A 15,798-nucleotide genomic window follows, 5' to 3' on the forward strand; every position below is an offset into this window, starting at 1 on the left:
CCCGCGTTGTTTCAGCACGTTTACTTTCGTGGCCCGAGCGCCTATGTCCGGTAAAGCCTTTAAAAGAAAACAAAGCCATGGCCGCGAACCCGCCTCCGCAAACGCCCCTTCTGGATCAGGCCTACACGCCCGCCGATCTCAAAAAACTGCCTGAAAGCAAGCTGCCGCAGCTCGCCGAGGAACTGCGCGCCGAACTGGTCGATGCGGTCTCGCAGACCGGCGGCCATCTCGGCGCGGGGCTGGGCGTGGTCGAGTTGACGGTCGCCATTCACTACGTGTTCGACACGCCCAGGGATCGGGTGATCTGGGATGTCGGCCACCAGGCCTATCCGCACAAGATCCTGACCGGCCGTCGCGACCGTATTCGCACGCTGCGCCAGGAAGGCGGACTGTCCGGTTTCACCAAGCGCGCGGAAAGCGAATACGACCCGTTCGGCGCCGCGCATTCCTCGACCTCGATCTCGGCCGGGCTCGGCATGGCGGCCGCGCGCGACCTGTCGGGCGGCGACAACAACGTCATCGCGGTGATCGGCGACGGCGCCATGTCGGCCGGCATGGCCTACGAGGCGCTCAACAATGCCGGCGCGCTCGACGCCCGGCTGATCGTCATCCTCAACGACAACGACATGTCGATCGCCCCGCCCTCGGGCGCGATGAGCGCCTATCTGGCCCGTCTGGCCTCCGGCCGCACCTATCAGGGCATTCGCGATATCGGCAAGAAGCTCACCTCCTATCTGGGCAAGACCGCCGACAAGGCGATCACCCGCGCGGTCGAGCATGCGCGCGGCTACGTCACCGGCGGCACACTGTTCGAGGAACTGGGCTTTTTTCACATCGGGCCGATCGACGGGCACAATCTCGAACATCTGATCCCGGTTCTGAAGAATGTGCGCGACCACGGCGACGGCCCGGTGCTGATCCATGTCGTCACCCAAAAGGGCAAGGGCTACGCGCCGGCCGAGGCGGCGAGCGACAAATATCACGGCGTCAACAAGTTCGACGTGATTACCGGCGCCCAGGCCAAGCCGGCGGCCAATGCGCCGTCCTACACCAAGGTGTTCGCTCAGAGCCTGATCCAGGAAGCGCGCGAGGACGAGCGGGTCGTCGGCATCACCGCGGCGATGCCGAGCGGCACCGGGCTCGACCTGTTCGGCGAGGCGTTTCCCGAGCGCATGTTCGACGTCGGCATCGCCGAACAGCACGCCGTCACCTTCGCCGGCGGGCTTGCCAGCGAGGGTTACAAGCCGTTCGCCGCGATCTATTCGACCTTTCTGCAGCGCGCCTACGATCAGGTCGTGCACGACATCGCCATCCAGGGCCTGCCGGTGCGCTTTCCGATCGACCGGGCGGGTTATGTCGGCGCCGACGGCGCGACCCATTGCGGCGCGTTCGACGTCGCCTATCTCGCCACCTTGCCCGGCTTCGTGGTGATGGCGGCCGCCGACGAGGCCGAGTTGCGCCATATGGTGCGCACCGCCGTCGACTACGACCAGGGGCCGCTCGCCTTCCGCTATCCGCGCGGCAACGGCGTTGGCGTCGACATGCCCGAGCGCGGTTCGGTTCTGGCCATCGGCAGGGGACGGGTGCTGCGCGAAGGCACCAAGGTGGCGCTGTTGTCGCTTGGGACCCGCTTGCAGGATTGCCTTGCCGCCGCCGAGGAACTCGATGCCGCCGGCCTATCGACGACGGTCGCCGATGCCCGTTTCGCCAAGCCGCTCGACCGCGAGTTGATCACCCGCCTTGCCCGCGAGCACGAGGTTCTGGTCACGGTCGAGGAAGGCGCGATCGGCGGTTTCGGCAGTCATGTGCTGCACTTCCTCGCCCATGAAGGCTTGCTGGAAAACGGTCTCAAGGTGCGCCCGCTGGTTCTGCCCGACGAATTCACCGACCAGGCCAAGCCCGAGCGCATGTATGAATGGGCCGGCCTCGACCGAGCCGGGATCGTGGCGACGGTCTTTGCCGCGCTCGGCGCGCAGGCCCGTGCGGCCCGCGCCTGAAGCCGATCGTAACGCCCTGTTTACGCTGGTTTTTCGTAACCTGCTTACCCTGTCCCTTGGCCGAATTTTAGGCTCCGTCTGCTAATCACGCTCCCGGGACAGGGAGCTTGATAATGATGAGATTGACGATCGTGCTGGCGGGGCTGGCGCTGACGGCGCCGGCCATGGCGGATCAGAAAGTCGACCGCAGCATCGACGCGGCGGCGGCGCGGATCGTGGCCGAACGGATCGGCGAGATACGCGGCAGCTTCGCGCCCGGCCACACGCCGGACTTTGTCGGCGAGCTCAAAACGGTCGCCTCGGCGGCGCCGTCCGGCAGTTTCTGGCACGACGGGCTGGCGCGGGCGCGCGACGTGGCGCCGCTCGCCGGCGATACCAACTGACGCATGCCCGCCGGCGCGGGCCGGCTTGCGTGGCCGGCCCGCTTTCGTCAAACAGGCTCATGACGGAAAACCAGGCCGGTTCGCCCAAATTGCGCCTCGACGATCTTCTCGTGACACGGGGCTTTTTCGCGTCCCGTTCGCGGGCACGCGATGCCGTCTTGCGCGGAACCGTTCTGGTCGACGGCCGGCCGCAGACCAAACCGGGCAGCCGGATCGCCGGCGATGCCTGCCTCGTGGTCGACGATCCGGCGCGAGCCTATGTGTCGCGCGCCGCACTCAAACTCGTCGCCGCCTTCGACCGGTTCGGGCTCGATCCCGCCGGTGCGGTTGCGCTTGATATCGGCGCGTCGACCGGCGGTTTCACCCAGGTGCTGCTCGAGCGCGGGGCGCGCCATGTCTTCGCCGTCGATGTCGGCCATGGCCAACTGGATGCCGGCCTTGCCGAGGATCCGCGCGTCACCAATCTCGAAGGCCTCAACGCGCGCGATCTCGCCCCGTCGCATGTAGCGGACCTCCCTGTGGGTCTTGTCGTATCCGACGTCTCTTTCATTTCGCTGAAACTGGCGCTGCCGGCCGCACTCGACCTGGCCGACGCCGGCGCCGGCGCCGTGCTTCTGGTCAAGCCGCAATTCGAGGCCGGTCGCGCGGCGATCGGCAAGGGCGGCATCCTGCGCGATCCGGCCCTGGGCGAACGTATCGCTGAGGACATGGCGGCATGGCTCGAAAGCCGGCCCGGCTGGCGCGGGCTTGGAACAATGCCCTCGCCGATTGCAGGCGGGGATGGCAACCGGGAATATCTGCTTGCGGGGATCAAGGACCGATGACGACCAGGCTACGTATCGACAGGCTCGGTGCCCAGGGCGACGGCGTTGCGGACACCGAGGCCGGAGCGGTCTATGTGCCGTTTGCGCTGCCGGGCGAATTGGCGACGGTGGCCGTCGAGGCGGATCGCGGCACGTTGATCGCGGTCGTGGAGCCCTCGGCCGCGCGCGTGGAACCGGCATGCCGGCATTTCGGCGAGTGCGGCGGCTGCGCGCTGCAGCATCTCGATCCCCCGGCCTATCTCGCCTGGAAGCGCGACAAGCTGGTCGCAGCACTCGCCAGCAGGGGGCTCGAGGTCGAGGTCGGCGAGACGGTTGCCTGCGAACCGGGCGCGCGCCGGCGGGCGGTCTTTTCGGCGCGCAGGACGGCGCAGGCGCTGCTCTTCGGCTACAATCGCGCCGCCACCCACCGGCTCGTCTCGATCGAGGAATGCCCGATCCTCGTGCCGCGCATTCCCGCGTCCTTCGCTGCGCTGCGTGAGCTGGCGGCCCTCGTCTGCGCCACCGACAAGACCTTTCGCATCGCTGTGAGCGACACCGAAAGCGGGCTCGACATCGCGGTTTCGGGTGCCGGCAAGACCGGCGAAAAGGCGCGCCGGGCCGCCGCCGACTTCGCCATCCGCCAGGGGTTTTCCCGGCTCGCGCTCGACGGCGAGGTGCTGATCGCGCCGCGCCCGCCGCAGATCAGCATCGGTGGCGCCGTGGTCGGCCCGCCCGTGGGTGGGTTCTTGCAGGCCGTTGCCGCAATCGAAACCGTGATCGCGGCGAGCGTCGTTTCCCATCTGGGCCACAACAAAATACGGCGCGCGGCCGATCTTTTTTGCGGTGTCGGCACTTTCGCGCTCAGGCTGGCCGAACGGGCCGAAATCCTGGCCGTGGAGAACGACGCGGCCGCGCTCGCCGCCCTCGACCGTGGCTTTCGCCACGCCGACGGCCTCAAGCGCATTACGACGGAAAAGCGCGACCTGTTTCGCCGGCCGCTGACGACCAAGGAGCTGAACCGGTTCGACGCTCTTGTGTTCGATCCACCGCGGGCGGGTGCGGAGGCGCAGGCGCGCCAGATCGCGATCAGCGACGTGCCGCGTGTTGCCGCGGTGTCGTGCAATCCGGCGACGCTGGCACGCGATCTGCGCATTCTGGTTGATGGCGGCTACCGTCTCGTCGAGGTGACGCCTTTCGACCAGTTTTTGTGGTCGGCCCATGTCGAGGCGGTGGCGCTCTTGGAAAAACCGGCGAAGAAGCGGCGCTGACGCGTGACGGCGACGGCCTTTCAGCGGCCGGCGAGCAGCCCGCGCACATAGTCGGGCACGATTTCGGTCGCCCTTCCGTGCCGGCTTTCGGCGAACTGCGTGGCACCCTGCGACGGTTCGAGATTGAGTTCCACCGTATGCGCGCCGGCCTCGCGGGCGATGTCGACAAAACCGGCCGCCGGATAGACATTGCCGCTGGTGCCGATCGACAAAAACAGGTCGCAGCGCGCAAGCGCGGTCTCGATCCGGTCCATCCAGTAGGGCATCTCGCCGAACCACACCACGTCCGGCCGCAGAGAGCCGGCCGTGGCGCAGGACGGGCAGGGCGTCGTCCGCGACAGGTCCCCGCCCCATCGGTGGCGCTGGCCGCAATTGGCGCACAGCGCGCTGCCCAGTTCGCCATGCATGTGGACCAGGGCGCGCGAGCCGGCCCGTTCGTGCAGGTCGTCGATATTCTGGGTCACAAGCAGGAAGTCGTCGCAAAATCCCCGTTCCAGTTCGGCCAGCGCGAAATGAGCCGCATTCGGCTCGACCGCGGAAAGACCGCGCCGGCGCTGATTGTAAAAATCCTGGACCAGTTCGGGATCGCGCGCGAACCCCTGCGGCGTGGCGACGTCGCGGTAGTCGACCCTCGACCAGATCCCGCCCTCGTCGCGGAACGTGTCGATGCCCGATTCGGCCGAAATCCCGGCCCCGGTGAGGATGACGATGGCTGGAGGCGGCGCGATTTTGTCTATCATTTTGGGCTTTCATCGAGAGAAAAACCGGCTTGTGTCTCAAGGATGAGGCACAGCAGCATTTGTCGATCAACATTATCCATTCCGGATAGACAAGAAACCGCGCCGTCTGAACGTGAGAGAAAAGCGGACTTTAGCGCGCAGAACCGGCATCGGGCCGGCGGCCGACGCTCTATTCGTTCGAACCTCTACTCGAATTGGTACGGGAGTGAAGGCACGCGCCGGTCCCGCGTCCGGCCGATCACGTCTGCGTGCCGCCGACCGTCATCTGGTTCATTCTCAAATGCGGCTGGCCGACGCCGACCGGCACGCCCTGGCCGGCCTTGCCGCACATGCCGATGCCGGTATCGAGTTTCATGTCGTTGCCGATCATTGTCACCCGGTGCATGGCGTCGGGGCCGTTGCCGATCAGCATCGCCCCCTTGATCGGGTGGGTCACCTTGCCGTTTTCGATCCGGTAGGCTTCCGTACAGGCGAAGACGAATTTGCCGGAGGTAATGTCGACCTGGCCGCCGCCGAAGGACACGGCGTAGACGCCGTCCTTGACCGAGGCGATGATCTCGGCCGGCTCCGCATCGCCGCCGAGCATGAACGTGTTGGTCATGCGCGGCATCGGCTCGTGCGCGTAGGATTCGCGCCGGCCGTTGCCGGTTGCCGCAACCCCCATCAGCCGGGCGTTCTGCCGATCCTGCATATAGCCGACCAGCTTGCCGTCCTCGATCAGCACGTTGCGGCCGCTCGGCGTGCCCTCGTCGTCGATGGTCAGCGAGCCGCGCCGTTCCGCGATCGTGCCGTCGTCGACCACGGTCACGCCCCGGGCGGCCACCTGCTGGCCCATCAGGCCGGCGAAAGCGGAGGTCTTCTTGCGGTTGAAGTCGCCTTCCAGCCCGTGGCCGACCGCCTCGTGCAGCATGACGCCCGGCCAGCCCGCGCCCAGCACGATGTCGAACGTGCCGGCCGGTGCCGGCTTGGCCTCGAGATTGACCAGCGCCTGGCGCAACGCCTCGTCGGCGGCGTGTTTCCACGACGTCTCGGCCACGAACGCGCCGAACCCCTTGCGCCCGCCCATGCCGTGCGAGCCGCTTTCCTGGCGGTCGCCGTCGCCCACCACCACGGCCACGTTCAGCCGCACCAGCGGCCGGACATCGCGCACCAAATGCCCGTCGGCGCGCAGGATTTCCACGGTCTGCCACGAGGCGGCGAGCGAGGCTGTGACCTGGCGCACACGCGGGTCCTTGGCACGCAGCCACGCGTCGATCTCCTGCAGCAGCCTTGCCTTCTCGGCGAAGTCTGGCGCCGCGATCGGGTTCTCGTCGCCGTAAAGCCGCCTGTTGGTGCCCGCCGGCGGTGTGGCGAGCCGGCCCGAATAGCCGGCCTTGACCGCCGAGACCGCGTCGGCGGCGCGCGCCAGCGCGTGTTCGGAAAATTCGCTCGAATGGGCGTAGCCGGTCGCCTCGCCGGCCACCGCGCGCAGGCCGAAGCCCTGGTCCTGGTTGAAATTGGCCGTCTTCAGCCGGCCATTGTCGAAGACCAGCGCCTCGTTTTCTGAATATTCCACGAACAGCTCGCCGTCATCGGCGCCCTGGATGGCGTTCGCGACCAGCCGCTTCACGGCCGTTTCGGGGATGTCGAATTTTTCCAGCAATGGGGCGGACACGCGCAGGCTCCCTCGGGTGGGTTTGTTTCGGCTTCCTCGCTTATATAGAGGGCGCGGGCAAGGCTTTCACCCACGAGCCCGCGAGGGAGGGCAAGGATGACGAAAAGGCACAAAGCCGGACGCGTAAAAAATCTGCTCTTCTGGGTTGTCGTTGGCGCCCTGGCGGGGCTGGCGACCGGGCTGCCGTTCGGAAGCGACTACGCGCTGGCCGGCGCGGGGCTCGGCATGGCCGGCGGTCTCGGCATTCATGTCGGCCTGCGCCGCTGAACGGCGCATCGCCGGACCGGTCCCGGCACGGCGTCGGTCCTGCGCGACCGCGAGGGGTCAGGGCAGGGCCTCGAACCCTTCCGAAAAGCCGGTCAGGTCGACCGGAATGCCGATGCCCTCTTCCGGCGTCTGAAAGACGATGAAGGTGGCCGCGGTGCCGGATTTGAACGTGTCGAGCAGCTGATCCTCCAGAATCACCTCGGCGTAGCAGCCGTCCTGGAAGCAGCGCACGAAATAGGCCCGGCCGATATCTTCGCCGTCGACATTCAGCCCGAGCCCGTTGGGCAGCAGCACGCCGAGCGGGGCGAGCACGCGCAGGATCTCGGCCTTGTTGTCGGCCGTCTTCAGCACAACCACCGAAAGCCCGACTTCCGGTCGGTCCTCGGCGACGACATTCTGCATCAAAACGCATTGCTCGCCGGTCGCCCCGGCCGGCACGTCGCAAATGATCGACCACGCGCCGTGGGTCGAGCGCACCGTGCCGCCTTGCTGGGCGTGGCCTTGCGGCAGGAAGATCATGCTGGCGGCCGAGACCGCGGCGATGGCGAAAAGGCGTACGGACAAGGTCAGCATGAGGGCTCCATGGCGAATCACCTGAATCTATCGTGCGCCCGGTGCCATTCAAAGCAGGGCTTTTCGGCAGCGAACCGATGATTCGCCTGGCCAAGTGCCCGTGAAATCCGCCGGAAATGCGACGCCGGACCGTTTCACCGCCGGTCTGGCGCCGTCCGTGCCGCCCCGTCAGGCCGGCGCGGCGCCAATTTGCCGCTCGCGCAAAAATGCCGCATGGATCGCGGGGCGGGCTTCCTTGCAGATGTCGGGAGAGTATGGTTTTAACGGCCGACATCATGGCTGGGTCCCTGACCCGGCAGACCTGCGCGCACCGGAACACAGGCTGCGCATTCCGATCGAGGAGAAGATGAGCGTGATAAGAAAGCCCCTGGCGATCCTGTCCGGCTTGGCGGCCTGTATGGCAGCCGCCCCCGCTCTTGCCGCGCAGCCGACCCCCTGGCAGACGCGTTTTCAGCCGGCGGCCACCTCCATCATGGAGCAGACCACCTGGTTCGAGATCTATACGCTGTGGTTCATTTTGCCGATCACCGTGCTGGTCATGCTGCTGCTTGGCTGGGTGATCGTAAAATACCGGGCGAGCGCCAATCCGAACCCGTCGCGTACCAGCCACAACACGCTGATCGAGGTCATCTGGACGGTCGGTCCGGTCGTGGTGCTGCTGTTCTTGGCGGTGCCGTCCTTCCAGCTCCTGTCGGCGCAGTATTCTCCGCCTGAGGACCCCGCCATCACCATCAAGGCGACCGGCGTTCAGTGGTATTGGGATTATGAGTATCAGACCGAGGAGGAGCCGCTTTCCTTTTCCTCGCTGATGCTGGCCGAGGACGGTCGCGCCGCGCTCGGCAAGGAGGATCGTGAGACCTATCCGCGCCTGTTGGCCGTCGACAACGAGGTGGTTGTGCCCGTCGACACCACGGTCCGCATTCTGGTGACGGCCAGCGACGTCATTCACGCCTTCGCCGTGCCGGCCTTCGGCGTCAAGACCGATGCGGTTCCCGGCCGGATCAACGAAATCTGGTTCAAGGCCAAGAAGGAAGGCATCTATTACGGTCAGTGCTCCGAGCTTTGCGGCAAGGATCACGCCTTCATGCCGATCGCCATCCGGGTGGTCTCGGCCGATCAGTACGACACCTGGCTCGCCGCCGCGCGCTCGGATCTCGCCGGCGCCAACAAGGCGCTGATGGCGGCGACGGATGCGCAGACCAAGGTTGCGGCCGCCGGCGAATAACGCCGCGAACGGTCAGAATAAGGGAAACGGAGCGTAACATGGCAGGCGCTGCAGCTCACGATGCGGACCACGACCACAAGCCCTATGGCTGGACGCGGTGGGTCTATTCCACCAATCACAAGGACATCGGCACGCTCTATCTGATCTTCGCGATCTGTGCCGGCATCATCGGCGGCTTCCTGTCGGTGATGATGCGCTGGGAGCTCGCCGAGCCGGGCATCCAGATCTTCCACGGGCTCGCCGCCATGGTCTACGGCGTGGAGGGCGACGCCGCCCTCGATGCCGGCAAGCACATGTACAACGTGTTCACGACCGGCCACGGCCTGATCATGATCTTCTTCATGGTCATGCCGGCGCTGATCGGCGGTTTCGCCAACTGGATGGTGCCGATCATGATCGGCGCGCCGGACATGGCTTTCCCGCGCATGAACAACATCTCGTTCTGGCTGCTGCCGCCCGCTTTCATTCTGTTGCTGATGTCGATGTTCGTGCCCGGACCTGCCGGCGCTCTCGGCGCCGGTGGCGGCTGGACGGTCTATCCGCCTCTGTCGACGTCGGGTCAGCCCGGCCCGGCGATGGATCTCGTCATCCTGTCGCTGCACATCGCCGGCGCGTCGTCGATCCTCGGTGCGATCAACTTCATCACCACCATCTTCAACATGCGCGCGCCGGGCATGACGCTGCACAAGATGCCGCTTTTTGCCTGGTCGGTGCTGATCACGGCGTTCCTGCTGTTGCTGTCGCTTCCGGTTCTGGCCGGCGGCATCACCATGCTGTTGACCGATCGCAACTTCGGCACCGCCTTCTTCGCACCCGAGGGCGGCGGCGACCCGATCCTGTTCCAGCACCTGTTCTGGTTCTTCGGTCACCCCGAGGTCTACATCCTGATCCTGCCGGGCTTCGGCATCGTCAGCCACATCGTGTCGACCTTCTCGCGCAAGCCGATCTTCGGTTATCTCGGCATGGCCTACGCCATGGTCGCCATCGGCGTGGTCGGCTTCATCGTGTGGGCGCACCACATGTACACCACCGGCCTGTCGCTCGACACGCAGCGTTACTTCGTGTTCGCCACCATGGTGATCGCGGTGCCGACGGGCGTGAAGATCTTCTCGTGGATCGCCACGATGTGGGGCGGCTCGATCTCCATGCGCACCCCGATGCTGTGGTCGATCGGCTTCATCTTCCTATTCACCGTCGGCGGCGTCACGGGCGTTCAGCTCGCCAATGCCGGCCTCGACCGCTCCTTCCACGACACCTATTACGTCGTGGCTCACTTCCACTACGTGCTGTCGCTGGGTGCCGTGTTCGCGATCTTCGCGGCCTGGTATTACTGGTTCCCCAAGATGACGGGTTACATGTACTCGCCGCTGATCGCGCGTACCCATTTCTGGGTCACCTTCATCGGCGTGAACCTGATCTTCTTCCCGCAGCACTTCCTCGGCCTGGCCGGCATGCCGCGTCGGTATATCGACTATCCCGACGCCTTCGCGGGCTGGAACCTGGTCTCCTCCTACGGTTCCTATATCGCCGCGATCGGCGTGGTGATCTTCCTCTACGGCGTGTTCGAAGCCTTCCGCAAGAAGCGCGTCGCCGGCGCCAATCCGTGGGGCGAGGGCGCCACCACCCTGGAATGGCAGCTGCCGTCGCCGCCGCCCTTCCACCAGTGGGAAGAGCTGCCGAGGATCAAGTAGGCACAGGCAGAAAACGAAGCCGTCGGTTCGCCGGCGGCTTCGCTCAAAGGGACAAAGCGGTACAGCGTTTTCATGGCTATCGTCGACAACCATATTTCCGCCTCGGAAGCGGGCGTGCGCCTCTCGGAGGCGACGCCGGGCGATTATTTCGCGCTTTTGAAGCCGCGGGTGATGTCGCTTGTCATCTTCACGGCGATGGTCGGTCTGGTCGCCGCGCCGGGAACGCTGAACCCGTTCATCGCCCTGGTCGCGATCCTGGCGATCGCGGTCGGCGCCGGCGCGTCAGGCGCGCTCAATATGTGGTACGACGCCGACATCGACTTGGTGATGTCGCGCACCGCCGACCGGCCGGTGCCCTCGGGGCGCATTGCTGCCGGCGAGGCGCTGGTTTTCGGTCTCGTCCTGTCGGCGTTCTCGGTCATGACCCTGGGCGTGATCGTCAATTGGGTCGCCGCCGGCCTGCTCGCCTTCACCATCTTCTTTTACGCCGTCGTCTACACGATGTGGCTGAAGCGCTGGACGCCGCAAAACATCGTCATCGGCGGCGCGGCCGGTGCGTTCCCGCCGATGATCGGCTGGGCCGCGGCGACGGGCTCCGTCAGCCTGGAAAGCGTCATCCTGTTCCTGATCATCTTTTTGTGGACGCCGCCGCATTTCTGGGCGCTCGCCCTGTTCAAGTCCGGCGACTACGAGCGGGCCGGCGTTCCAATGCTGCCCAATGTCGCCGGCGCGGCCGCCACCCGCCGCCAGATCCTAGCCTATTCGCTGCTGATCGCGCCGGTCGGCGCCGCGCCGTGGGCCTTGGGTTTCGCCAGCGCGGCCTATGGCGTGCTGGCCGTCGCGCTCGGCGCCGGTTTTGCCTGGCATGCCTGGCGCGTGTTCGCGATGGCCGACGACGACCGTGCCATGAAGCCGGCCAAGGCGCTGTTTGCCTATTCGATCGTCTATCTGTTCGCGATCTTCGCCGCGTTCCTGATCGACACCGTCGCCGGTCGCATCGCCGGATTCGGAGGCTGACATGAGCGACAAAAAGGGTCTCGTCCTCAGTCCGGCCCAGGCCAAGGCACGTCGTGCGCGTTCCATCGCCATCGGCCTGGCGTTGGCGGCGCTGGTCGCCATCTTCTACTTCGCCACGATCGCCAAGTTCGGCCCGGCCATCTTCGAGCGTGCGCTATGACGACCGTGAGCGAGAAAAAACCGATCGGCGACAAAACCGAACGCTCCAACCGCGTCATCGCCACGGCCTGTCTGGCGTTTTTCGTCGGCATGATCGGCATGGCCTACGCCGCCGTGCCGCTTTATCAGCTGTTTTGCCAGGTCACCGGCTATGGCGGCACGACCCAGCGCGTCGAGCAATATTCCGATACCATTCTGGATCGCGAGATCACGATCCGTTTCGACGCCAACGTCGCCAGCGATCTGCCCTGGGACTTCAAGCCGGTTCAGCGCGACGTGAAGATCCGCATCGGCGAGACGGCGCAGATTTCCTACACCGCCCGCAACATGTTCAAGGCGCCGGCGCGCGGGCGCGCGACCTTCAACGTCTCGCCGCCGACGGCGGGTGCCTATTTCAACAAGGTCGAGTGTTTCTGCTTCACCGACACCGAGCTGAAACCGGGCGAGACCATGGACATGCCGGTGGTTTTCTTTATCGATCCGGAAATCGTCAACGTTCCGGAACTGAAGAACACCGAGACCATCACGCTGTCCTACACTTTCTTCTCCATTGACGGGGACGAACCCGTCGCTGCTTCGCCCGTGGGCGAAGCGACAGACGCAACGACGAACGAGACGACCAAGCTCGGGGGCTGACATGGCTGACGCACACGCCAAACCGCAACACGATTACCACATTATCGACCCGAGCCCCTGGCCGTTCATCGGCTCTGTGGGCGCGCTGATCATGGCGATTGGCGGCGTCGCCTGGATGCAGAGCATGCGCAGCGGCACGCTGCCCTTTTTCGGCATGGACCTTGCCGGCGCCAAGTACTGGATCTTCGCGATCGGTCTCGCGCTCGTCCTCTACACGATGATCGCCTGGTGGTCGGACACGATCAAGGAAGCGCATGAGGGGCACCATACCCGCGTGGTGTCGTTGCATTTGCGCTACGGCATGATCATGTTCATCGCCTCGGAGGTGATGTTCTTCGTCGCCTGGTTCTGGGCGTTCTTCGACGCCAGCCTGTTTCCCAACGAGGCCGCCCAGGTCGCGCGCGCCGAATATACCGGCGGCGTGTGGCCGCCCGAAGGCATCGAGGTGCTCGATCCCTTCCACCTGCCGCTCTACAACACCATCATCCTGCTTCTGTCGGGCACGACGGTCACCTGGGCGCACCATGCGCTGCTGCACGACGACCGCAAGGGCCTGGTCTGGGGCCTGGCCCTGACGGTCGCGCTCGGCGTGCTGTTTTCCTTCGTCCAGGTCTACGAATATATGCACGCGCCGTTCGCCTTCAGCGATTCCATCTATGGCGCCACCTTCTACATGGCGACCGGTTTTCACGGTTTCCACGTCTTCGTCGGCACGATCTTCCTGCTGGTGTGCCTGTTGCGCGCCATGCGCGGCGACTTCACCTCCAAGCAGCATTTCGGCTTCGAGGCGGCCGCCTGGTACTGGCATTTCGTCGACGTGGTGTGGCTGTTCCTGTTCGCCTGCATCTATGTGTGGGCATCGTCCGGCGCGACGATCGCCGCGCACTGACGCGCGCCGGCCAGAATGTGAAGCGGCCGCCTTCGGGCGGCCGTTCCTTTTTGTCGCTTCCTTTTGCGCGCGCCGGACGGGGGAACGCTCCGCCATATCCCGGCGCCGCTCCGCGAGGCTGCGACAATGGCGGGCGTCGACCCCGGCGGCCCGATCGTGATAGATGGCGGCCGGACGGTTCGGAATGCCGGACCCGGTCCCGGCGGAGCTGGACCGGACTTTCGGCGCCGGAGCCGATGCGCAGATGGATGAAATCCGGACCATGCCAGACAACGCCACCTCGAGCGAGACCAGGCTATGAGCCAGGACAAGGCGCATTATCCGCCCGTCGAGCCGATCGGCGCCGGCCTCAAGGGGCGCTGCCCGCGCTGCGGCGAGGGACGGCTCTTTTCCGGATATCTCAACGTGAACGAGAACTGTGGCAATTGCGGTCTGGGGTTCGATTTCGCCGATGCCGGCGACGGCCCGGCGGTATTCGTCATCCTGATCGTCGGCTTTTTGGTGGTTGGCCTCGCCCTGTGGGCGGAAGTGTCGTTCGGGCCCCCGCTATGGCTGCATTTTTGGCTGTGGATCCCGCTTGCCGTCGTCGGCTCGCTGGTGCCGCTGCGCCTGTTCAAGGGCGTTCTGATCAATCTGCAATATGCCAACAAGGCCCGGGAAGGGCGGCTCGACCATGGCGAGGACTGATACGCCGGTTCCCGCGCGGGCGGCGCCTTCGGCGTGGAAGGTCGTGCTGGCGGCACTCGTCCTGTTCGCCATCCTGTGCGCGCTCGGCGTCTGGCAGGTTCAGCGCCTGGCCTGGAAGGAAGGCCTGCTCGCCACCATCGAGGCGCGCATCCACCGGCCGCCCGCAGCCTTCGGCGAGGTTTTGGCCGCGCATGAGGCGGGCCAGGATATCGAATATCTGCCGGTCAGCGTCAGCGGTCGCTTCCTGCATTCCGGCGAGCGCCATTTCTTCGCCACCTGGAAAGGCGCGTCGGGTTATTTCGTCTATACGCCGCTGCTGCGCGCCGACGGTTCGGCCGTCTTCGTCAATCGCGGCTTCGTCCCCTTCGACCGCAAGCCGGCCGCCACGCGCGGCGAGGGGCAGGTGACGGGCGCGCTCACCGTCACCGGACTGGCGCGCGACCGGCTGGCGCAAAAACCGTCCTCGATCCTGCCCGACAACGAACCCGCCAAAAACATCTTCTACTGGAAGGATATCGAAGCGATGGCGGCCACCGCCGGCCTGCCGGAGGGAACCGAGATCGTGCCGTTTTTCGTCGACGCCGACGACAATCCCAATCCGGGCGGGCTGCCGGTGGGCGGCGTGACGCTGATCAGCATGCCCAACAACCACTTGCAATACGCTGTGACCTGGTTCGGCCTGGCGGCGGCGCTCGCCGGTGTCGTCGGCGTCTGGCTGGTTCGCATAAGGCGCGAGGATCGAGCCCGCCGCCCTTGACAGGCACCGGTGCGGCGCATCATGTCCGCGGCAGGAAGGTGATCGACCCATGCCCGAATCCAACAAGCATCCGCTGACCATCCGGCTGTGCCAGCCGCGCGGTTTTTGCGCCGGCGTCGACCGCGCCATCCAGATCGTCGTTCTGGCGCTGAAGAAATACGGCGCCCCTGTCTATGTGCGCCACGAGATCGTCCACAATCGCTACGTGGTCGAGGGCCTGCAGAATCTGGGCGCGGTGTTCATCGAGGAGATCGACGAGATACCGGACGAGCATCGCGACTGTCCGGTGGTGTTTTCCGCCCATGGCGTGCCGAAATCGGTGCCGCGCGATGCCGCCGAGCGGGCGCTGTTTTATCTCGACGCCACCTGTCCGCTGGTGTCCAAGGTCCACAAACAGGCGATTCGTCACCATCGGCTCGGCCGCCATGTCGTGCTGGTCGGCCATGCCGGCCATCCCGAGGTCATCGGTACGATGGGCCAGTTGCCCGACGGTGCCGTCAGCCTGATCGAGACCGAGGAGGATGTGGCGCGCTTCGCGCCGGCCGATCCGGCCGCGCTCGGGTTCGTCACCCAGACGACGCTGTCGGTCGACGACACGGCCGGCATTGTCGGCGCGTTGCAGCGGCGCTTTCCCGCCATCCAGGCCCCGGCCGCCGAATCGATCTGCTACGCCACCACCAACCGCCAGGAGGCGGTCAAGGAGACCGCGCCCGGTGCCGACCTGTTCCTGATCGTCGGCGCGCCGAATTCGTCCAATTCACGCCGGCTCGTCGAGGTTGCCGAGCGCTCGGGCGCCAAGCGCGCGCTTCTTGTGCAGCGCGCCGCCGACATCGCCTGGGACGAGATCGGCCCGATCCGCACGCTCGGCCTGTCGGCCGGCGCCTCGGCGCCCGAAATCATCGTCAACGAGATCGTGGAAGCCTTTCGCGACCGCTTCGACGTGACCGTGGAGCTTGCCGTCACCGCCACCGAGACGGAGGATTTCCCCGTCATGCGCGCCTTGCGCGATGTTGAACTGACCCGGGCCGACATGGCCTTCGTCAACGGCTGAG

The 15,798-nt window shown here is 65.8% G+C and carries 17 protein-coding genes; 14 read left to right on the top strand and 3 right to left on the bottom strand.

Annotated features, from left to right (window positions below):
* Positions 1–77 precede the first annotated feature (77 nt).
* From dxs to EP380_RS02975, 4 genes are all read left to right on the top strand, one after another.
* Entirely contained in the window at positions 78–1,997 is a 1,920-nt protein-coding gene (dxs, locus tag EP380_RS02960; protein WP_106571251.1) for a 1-deoxy-D-xylulose-5-phosphate synthase, read from the top strand.
* Between the two features lie 113 nt (positions 1,998–2,110).
* Positions 2,111–2,380, top strand: a complete 270-nt coding sequence (locus EP380_RS02965) for a hypothetical protein (protein WP_106571250.1) — start codon at positions 2,111–2,113, stop codon at positions 2,378–2,380.
* 59 nt (positions 2,381–2,439) lie between these two features.
* Positions 2,440–3,204: a TlyA family RNA methyltransferase gene (locus EP380_RS02970; RefSeq protein ID WP_127596417.1), complete on the top strand. Its 765-nt coding sequence runs from the start codon at positions 2,440–2,442 to the stop codon at positions 3,202–3,204.
* A complete protein-coding gene (locus tag EP380_RS02975) occupies positions 3,201–4,451 on the top strand; it encodes a class I SAM-dependent RNA methyltransferase (RefSeq protein ID WP_127596420.1) in 1,251 nt (416 codons plus the stop codon). The genes EP380_RS02970 and EP380_RS02975 overlap by 4 nt, the downstream gene beginning before the upstream one ends.
* Positions 4,452–4,471: 20 nt before the next feature.
* Here the strand turns inward: EP380_RS02975 and cobB are convergent, their stop codons facing one another.
* On the bottom strand, positions 4,472–5,191 hold the full coding sequence (gene cobB, locus EP380_RS02980) for a Sir2 family NAD+-dependent deacetylase (RefSeq protein WP_106571247.1): 720 nt from the start codon (positions 5,189–5,191) through the stop codon (positions 4,472–4,474).
* Positions 5,192–5,429: 238 nt separating this feature from the next.
* Positions 5,430–6,833: a metalloprotease TldD gene (gene tldD / locus EP380_RS02985; RefSeq protein ID WP_127596786.1), complete on the bottom strand. Its 1,404-nt coding sequence runs from the start codon at positions 6,831–6,833 to the stop codon at positions 5,430–5,432.
* A 108-nt stretch (positions 6,834–6,941) separates the two neighbouring features.
* On the opposite strand from tldD, the gene EP380_RS23480 reads away from it, so the two are divergent.
* Positions 6,942–7,112, top strand: coding sequence for a hypothetical protein (locus tag EP380_RS23480; RefSeq protein ID WP_164749732.1), 171 nt, complete (start codon positions 6,942–6,944; stop codon positions 7,110–7,112).
* 57 nt (positions 7,113–7,169) lie between these two features.
* On the opposite strand, the gene EP380_RS02990 is transcribed toward EP380_RS23480, so the two are convergent.
* A complete protein-coding gene (locus EP380_RS02990) occupies positions 7,170–7,631 on the bottom strand; it encodes an invasion associated locus B family protein (RefSeq protein WP_238719703.1) in 462 nt (153 codons plus the stop codon).
* A gap of 406 nt (positions 7,632–8,037) precedes the next feature.
* Between EP380_RS02990 and coxB the strand changes: the two genes are divergently transcribed.
* From coxB to ispH, 9 genes are all read left to right on the top strand, one after another.
* A complete protein-coding gene (gene coxB / locus EP380_RS02995) occupies positions 8,038–8,910 on the top strand; it encodes a cytochrome c oxidase subunit II (RefSeq protein ID WP_420845832.1) in 873 nt (290 codons plus the stop codon).
* 38 nt (positions 8,911–8,948) lie between these two features.
* Positions 8,949–10,601, top strand: a complete 1,653-nt coding sequence (gene ctaD / locus EP380_RS03000; protein WP_106571243.1) for a cytochrome c oxidase subunit I — start codon at positions 8,949–8,951, stop codon at positions 10,599–10,601.
* 72 nt (positions 10,602–10,673) lie between these two features.
* A complete protein-coding gene (locus tag EP380_RS03005) occupies positions 10,674–11,618 on the top strand; it encodes a heme o synthase (protein WP_106571242.1) in 945 nt (314 codons plus the stop codon).
* 1 nt (position 11,619) lies between these two features.
* On the top strand, positions 11,620–11,778 hold the full coding sequence (locus EP380_RS23485; protein ID WP_164749733.1) for a hypothetical protein: 159 nt from the start codon (positions 11,620–11,622) through the stop codon (positions 11,776–11,778).
* Positions 11,775–12,413, top strand: a complete 639-nt coding sequence (locus EP380_RS03010; protein WP_106571241.1) for a cytochrome c oxidase assembly protein — start codon at positions 11,775–11,777, stop codon at positions 12,411–12,413. Before EP380_RS23485 ends, EP380_RS03010 begins: the two co-directional genes overlap by 4 nt.
* A gap of 1 nt (position 12,414) precedes the next feature.
* Positions 12,415–13,302 (top strand): cytochrome c oxidase subunit 3, encoded by an 888-nt coding sequence (locus EP380_RS03015; protein ID WP_106571240.1) that lies wholly within the window; start codon positions 12,415–12,417, stop codon positions 13,300–13,302.
* Between the two features lie 297 nt (positions 13,303–13,599).
* Entirely contained in the window at positions 13,600–13,989 is a 390-nt protein-coding gene (locus EP380_RS03020) for a DUF983 domain-containing protein (protein ID WP_127596430.1), read from the top strand.
* Positions 13,976–14,746 (top strand): SURF1 family protein, encoded by a 771-nt coding sequence (locus EP380_RS03025; protein WP_127596433.1) that lies wholly within the window; start codon positions 13,976–13,978, stop codon positions 14,744–14,746. Before EP380_RS03020 ends, EP380_RS03025 begins: the two co-directional genes overlap by 14 nt.
* A 49-nt stretch (positions 14,747–14,795) precedes the next feature.
* The gene (ispH, locus tag EP380_RS03030; protein WP_127596437.1) at positions 14,796–15,797 is read left to right on the top strand and encodes a 4-hydroxy-3-methylbut-2-enyl diphosphate reductase; all 1,002 of its coding nucleotides are present in this window, start codon (positions 14,796–14,798) and stop codon (positions 15,795–15,797) included.
* The last annotated feature ends 1 nt before the right edge of the window (position 15,798 follow it).

The organism is Nitratireductor alexandrii (genome assembly GCF_004000215.1).
Taxonomy (GTDB): Bacteria; Pseudomonadota; Alphaproteobacteria; order Rhizobiales; family Rhizobiaceae; genus Mangrovimarina; species Mangrovimarina alexandrii.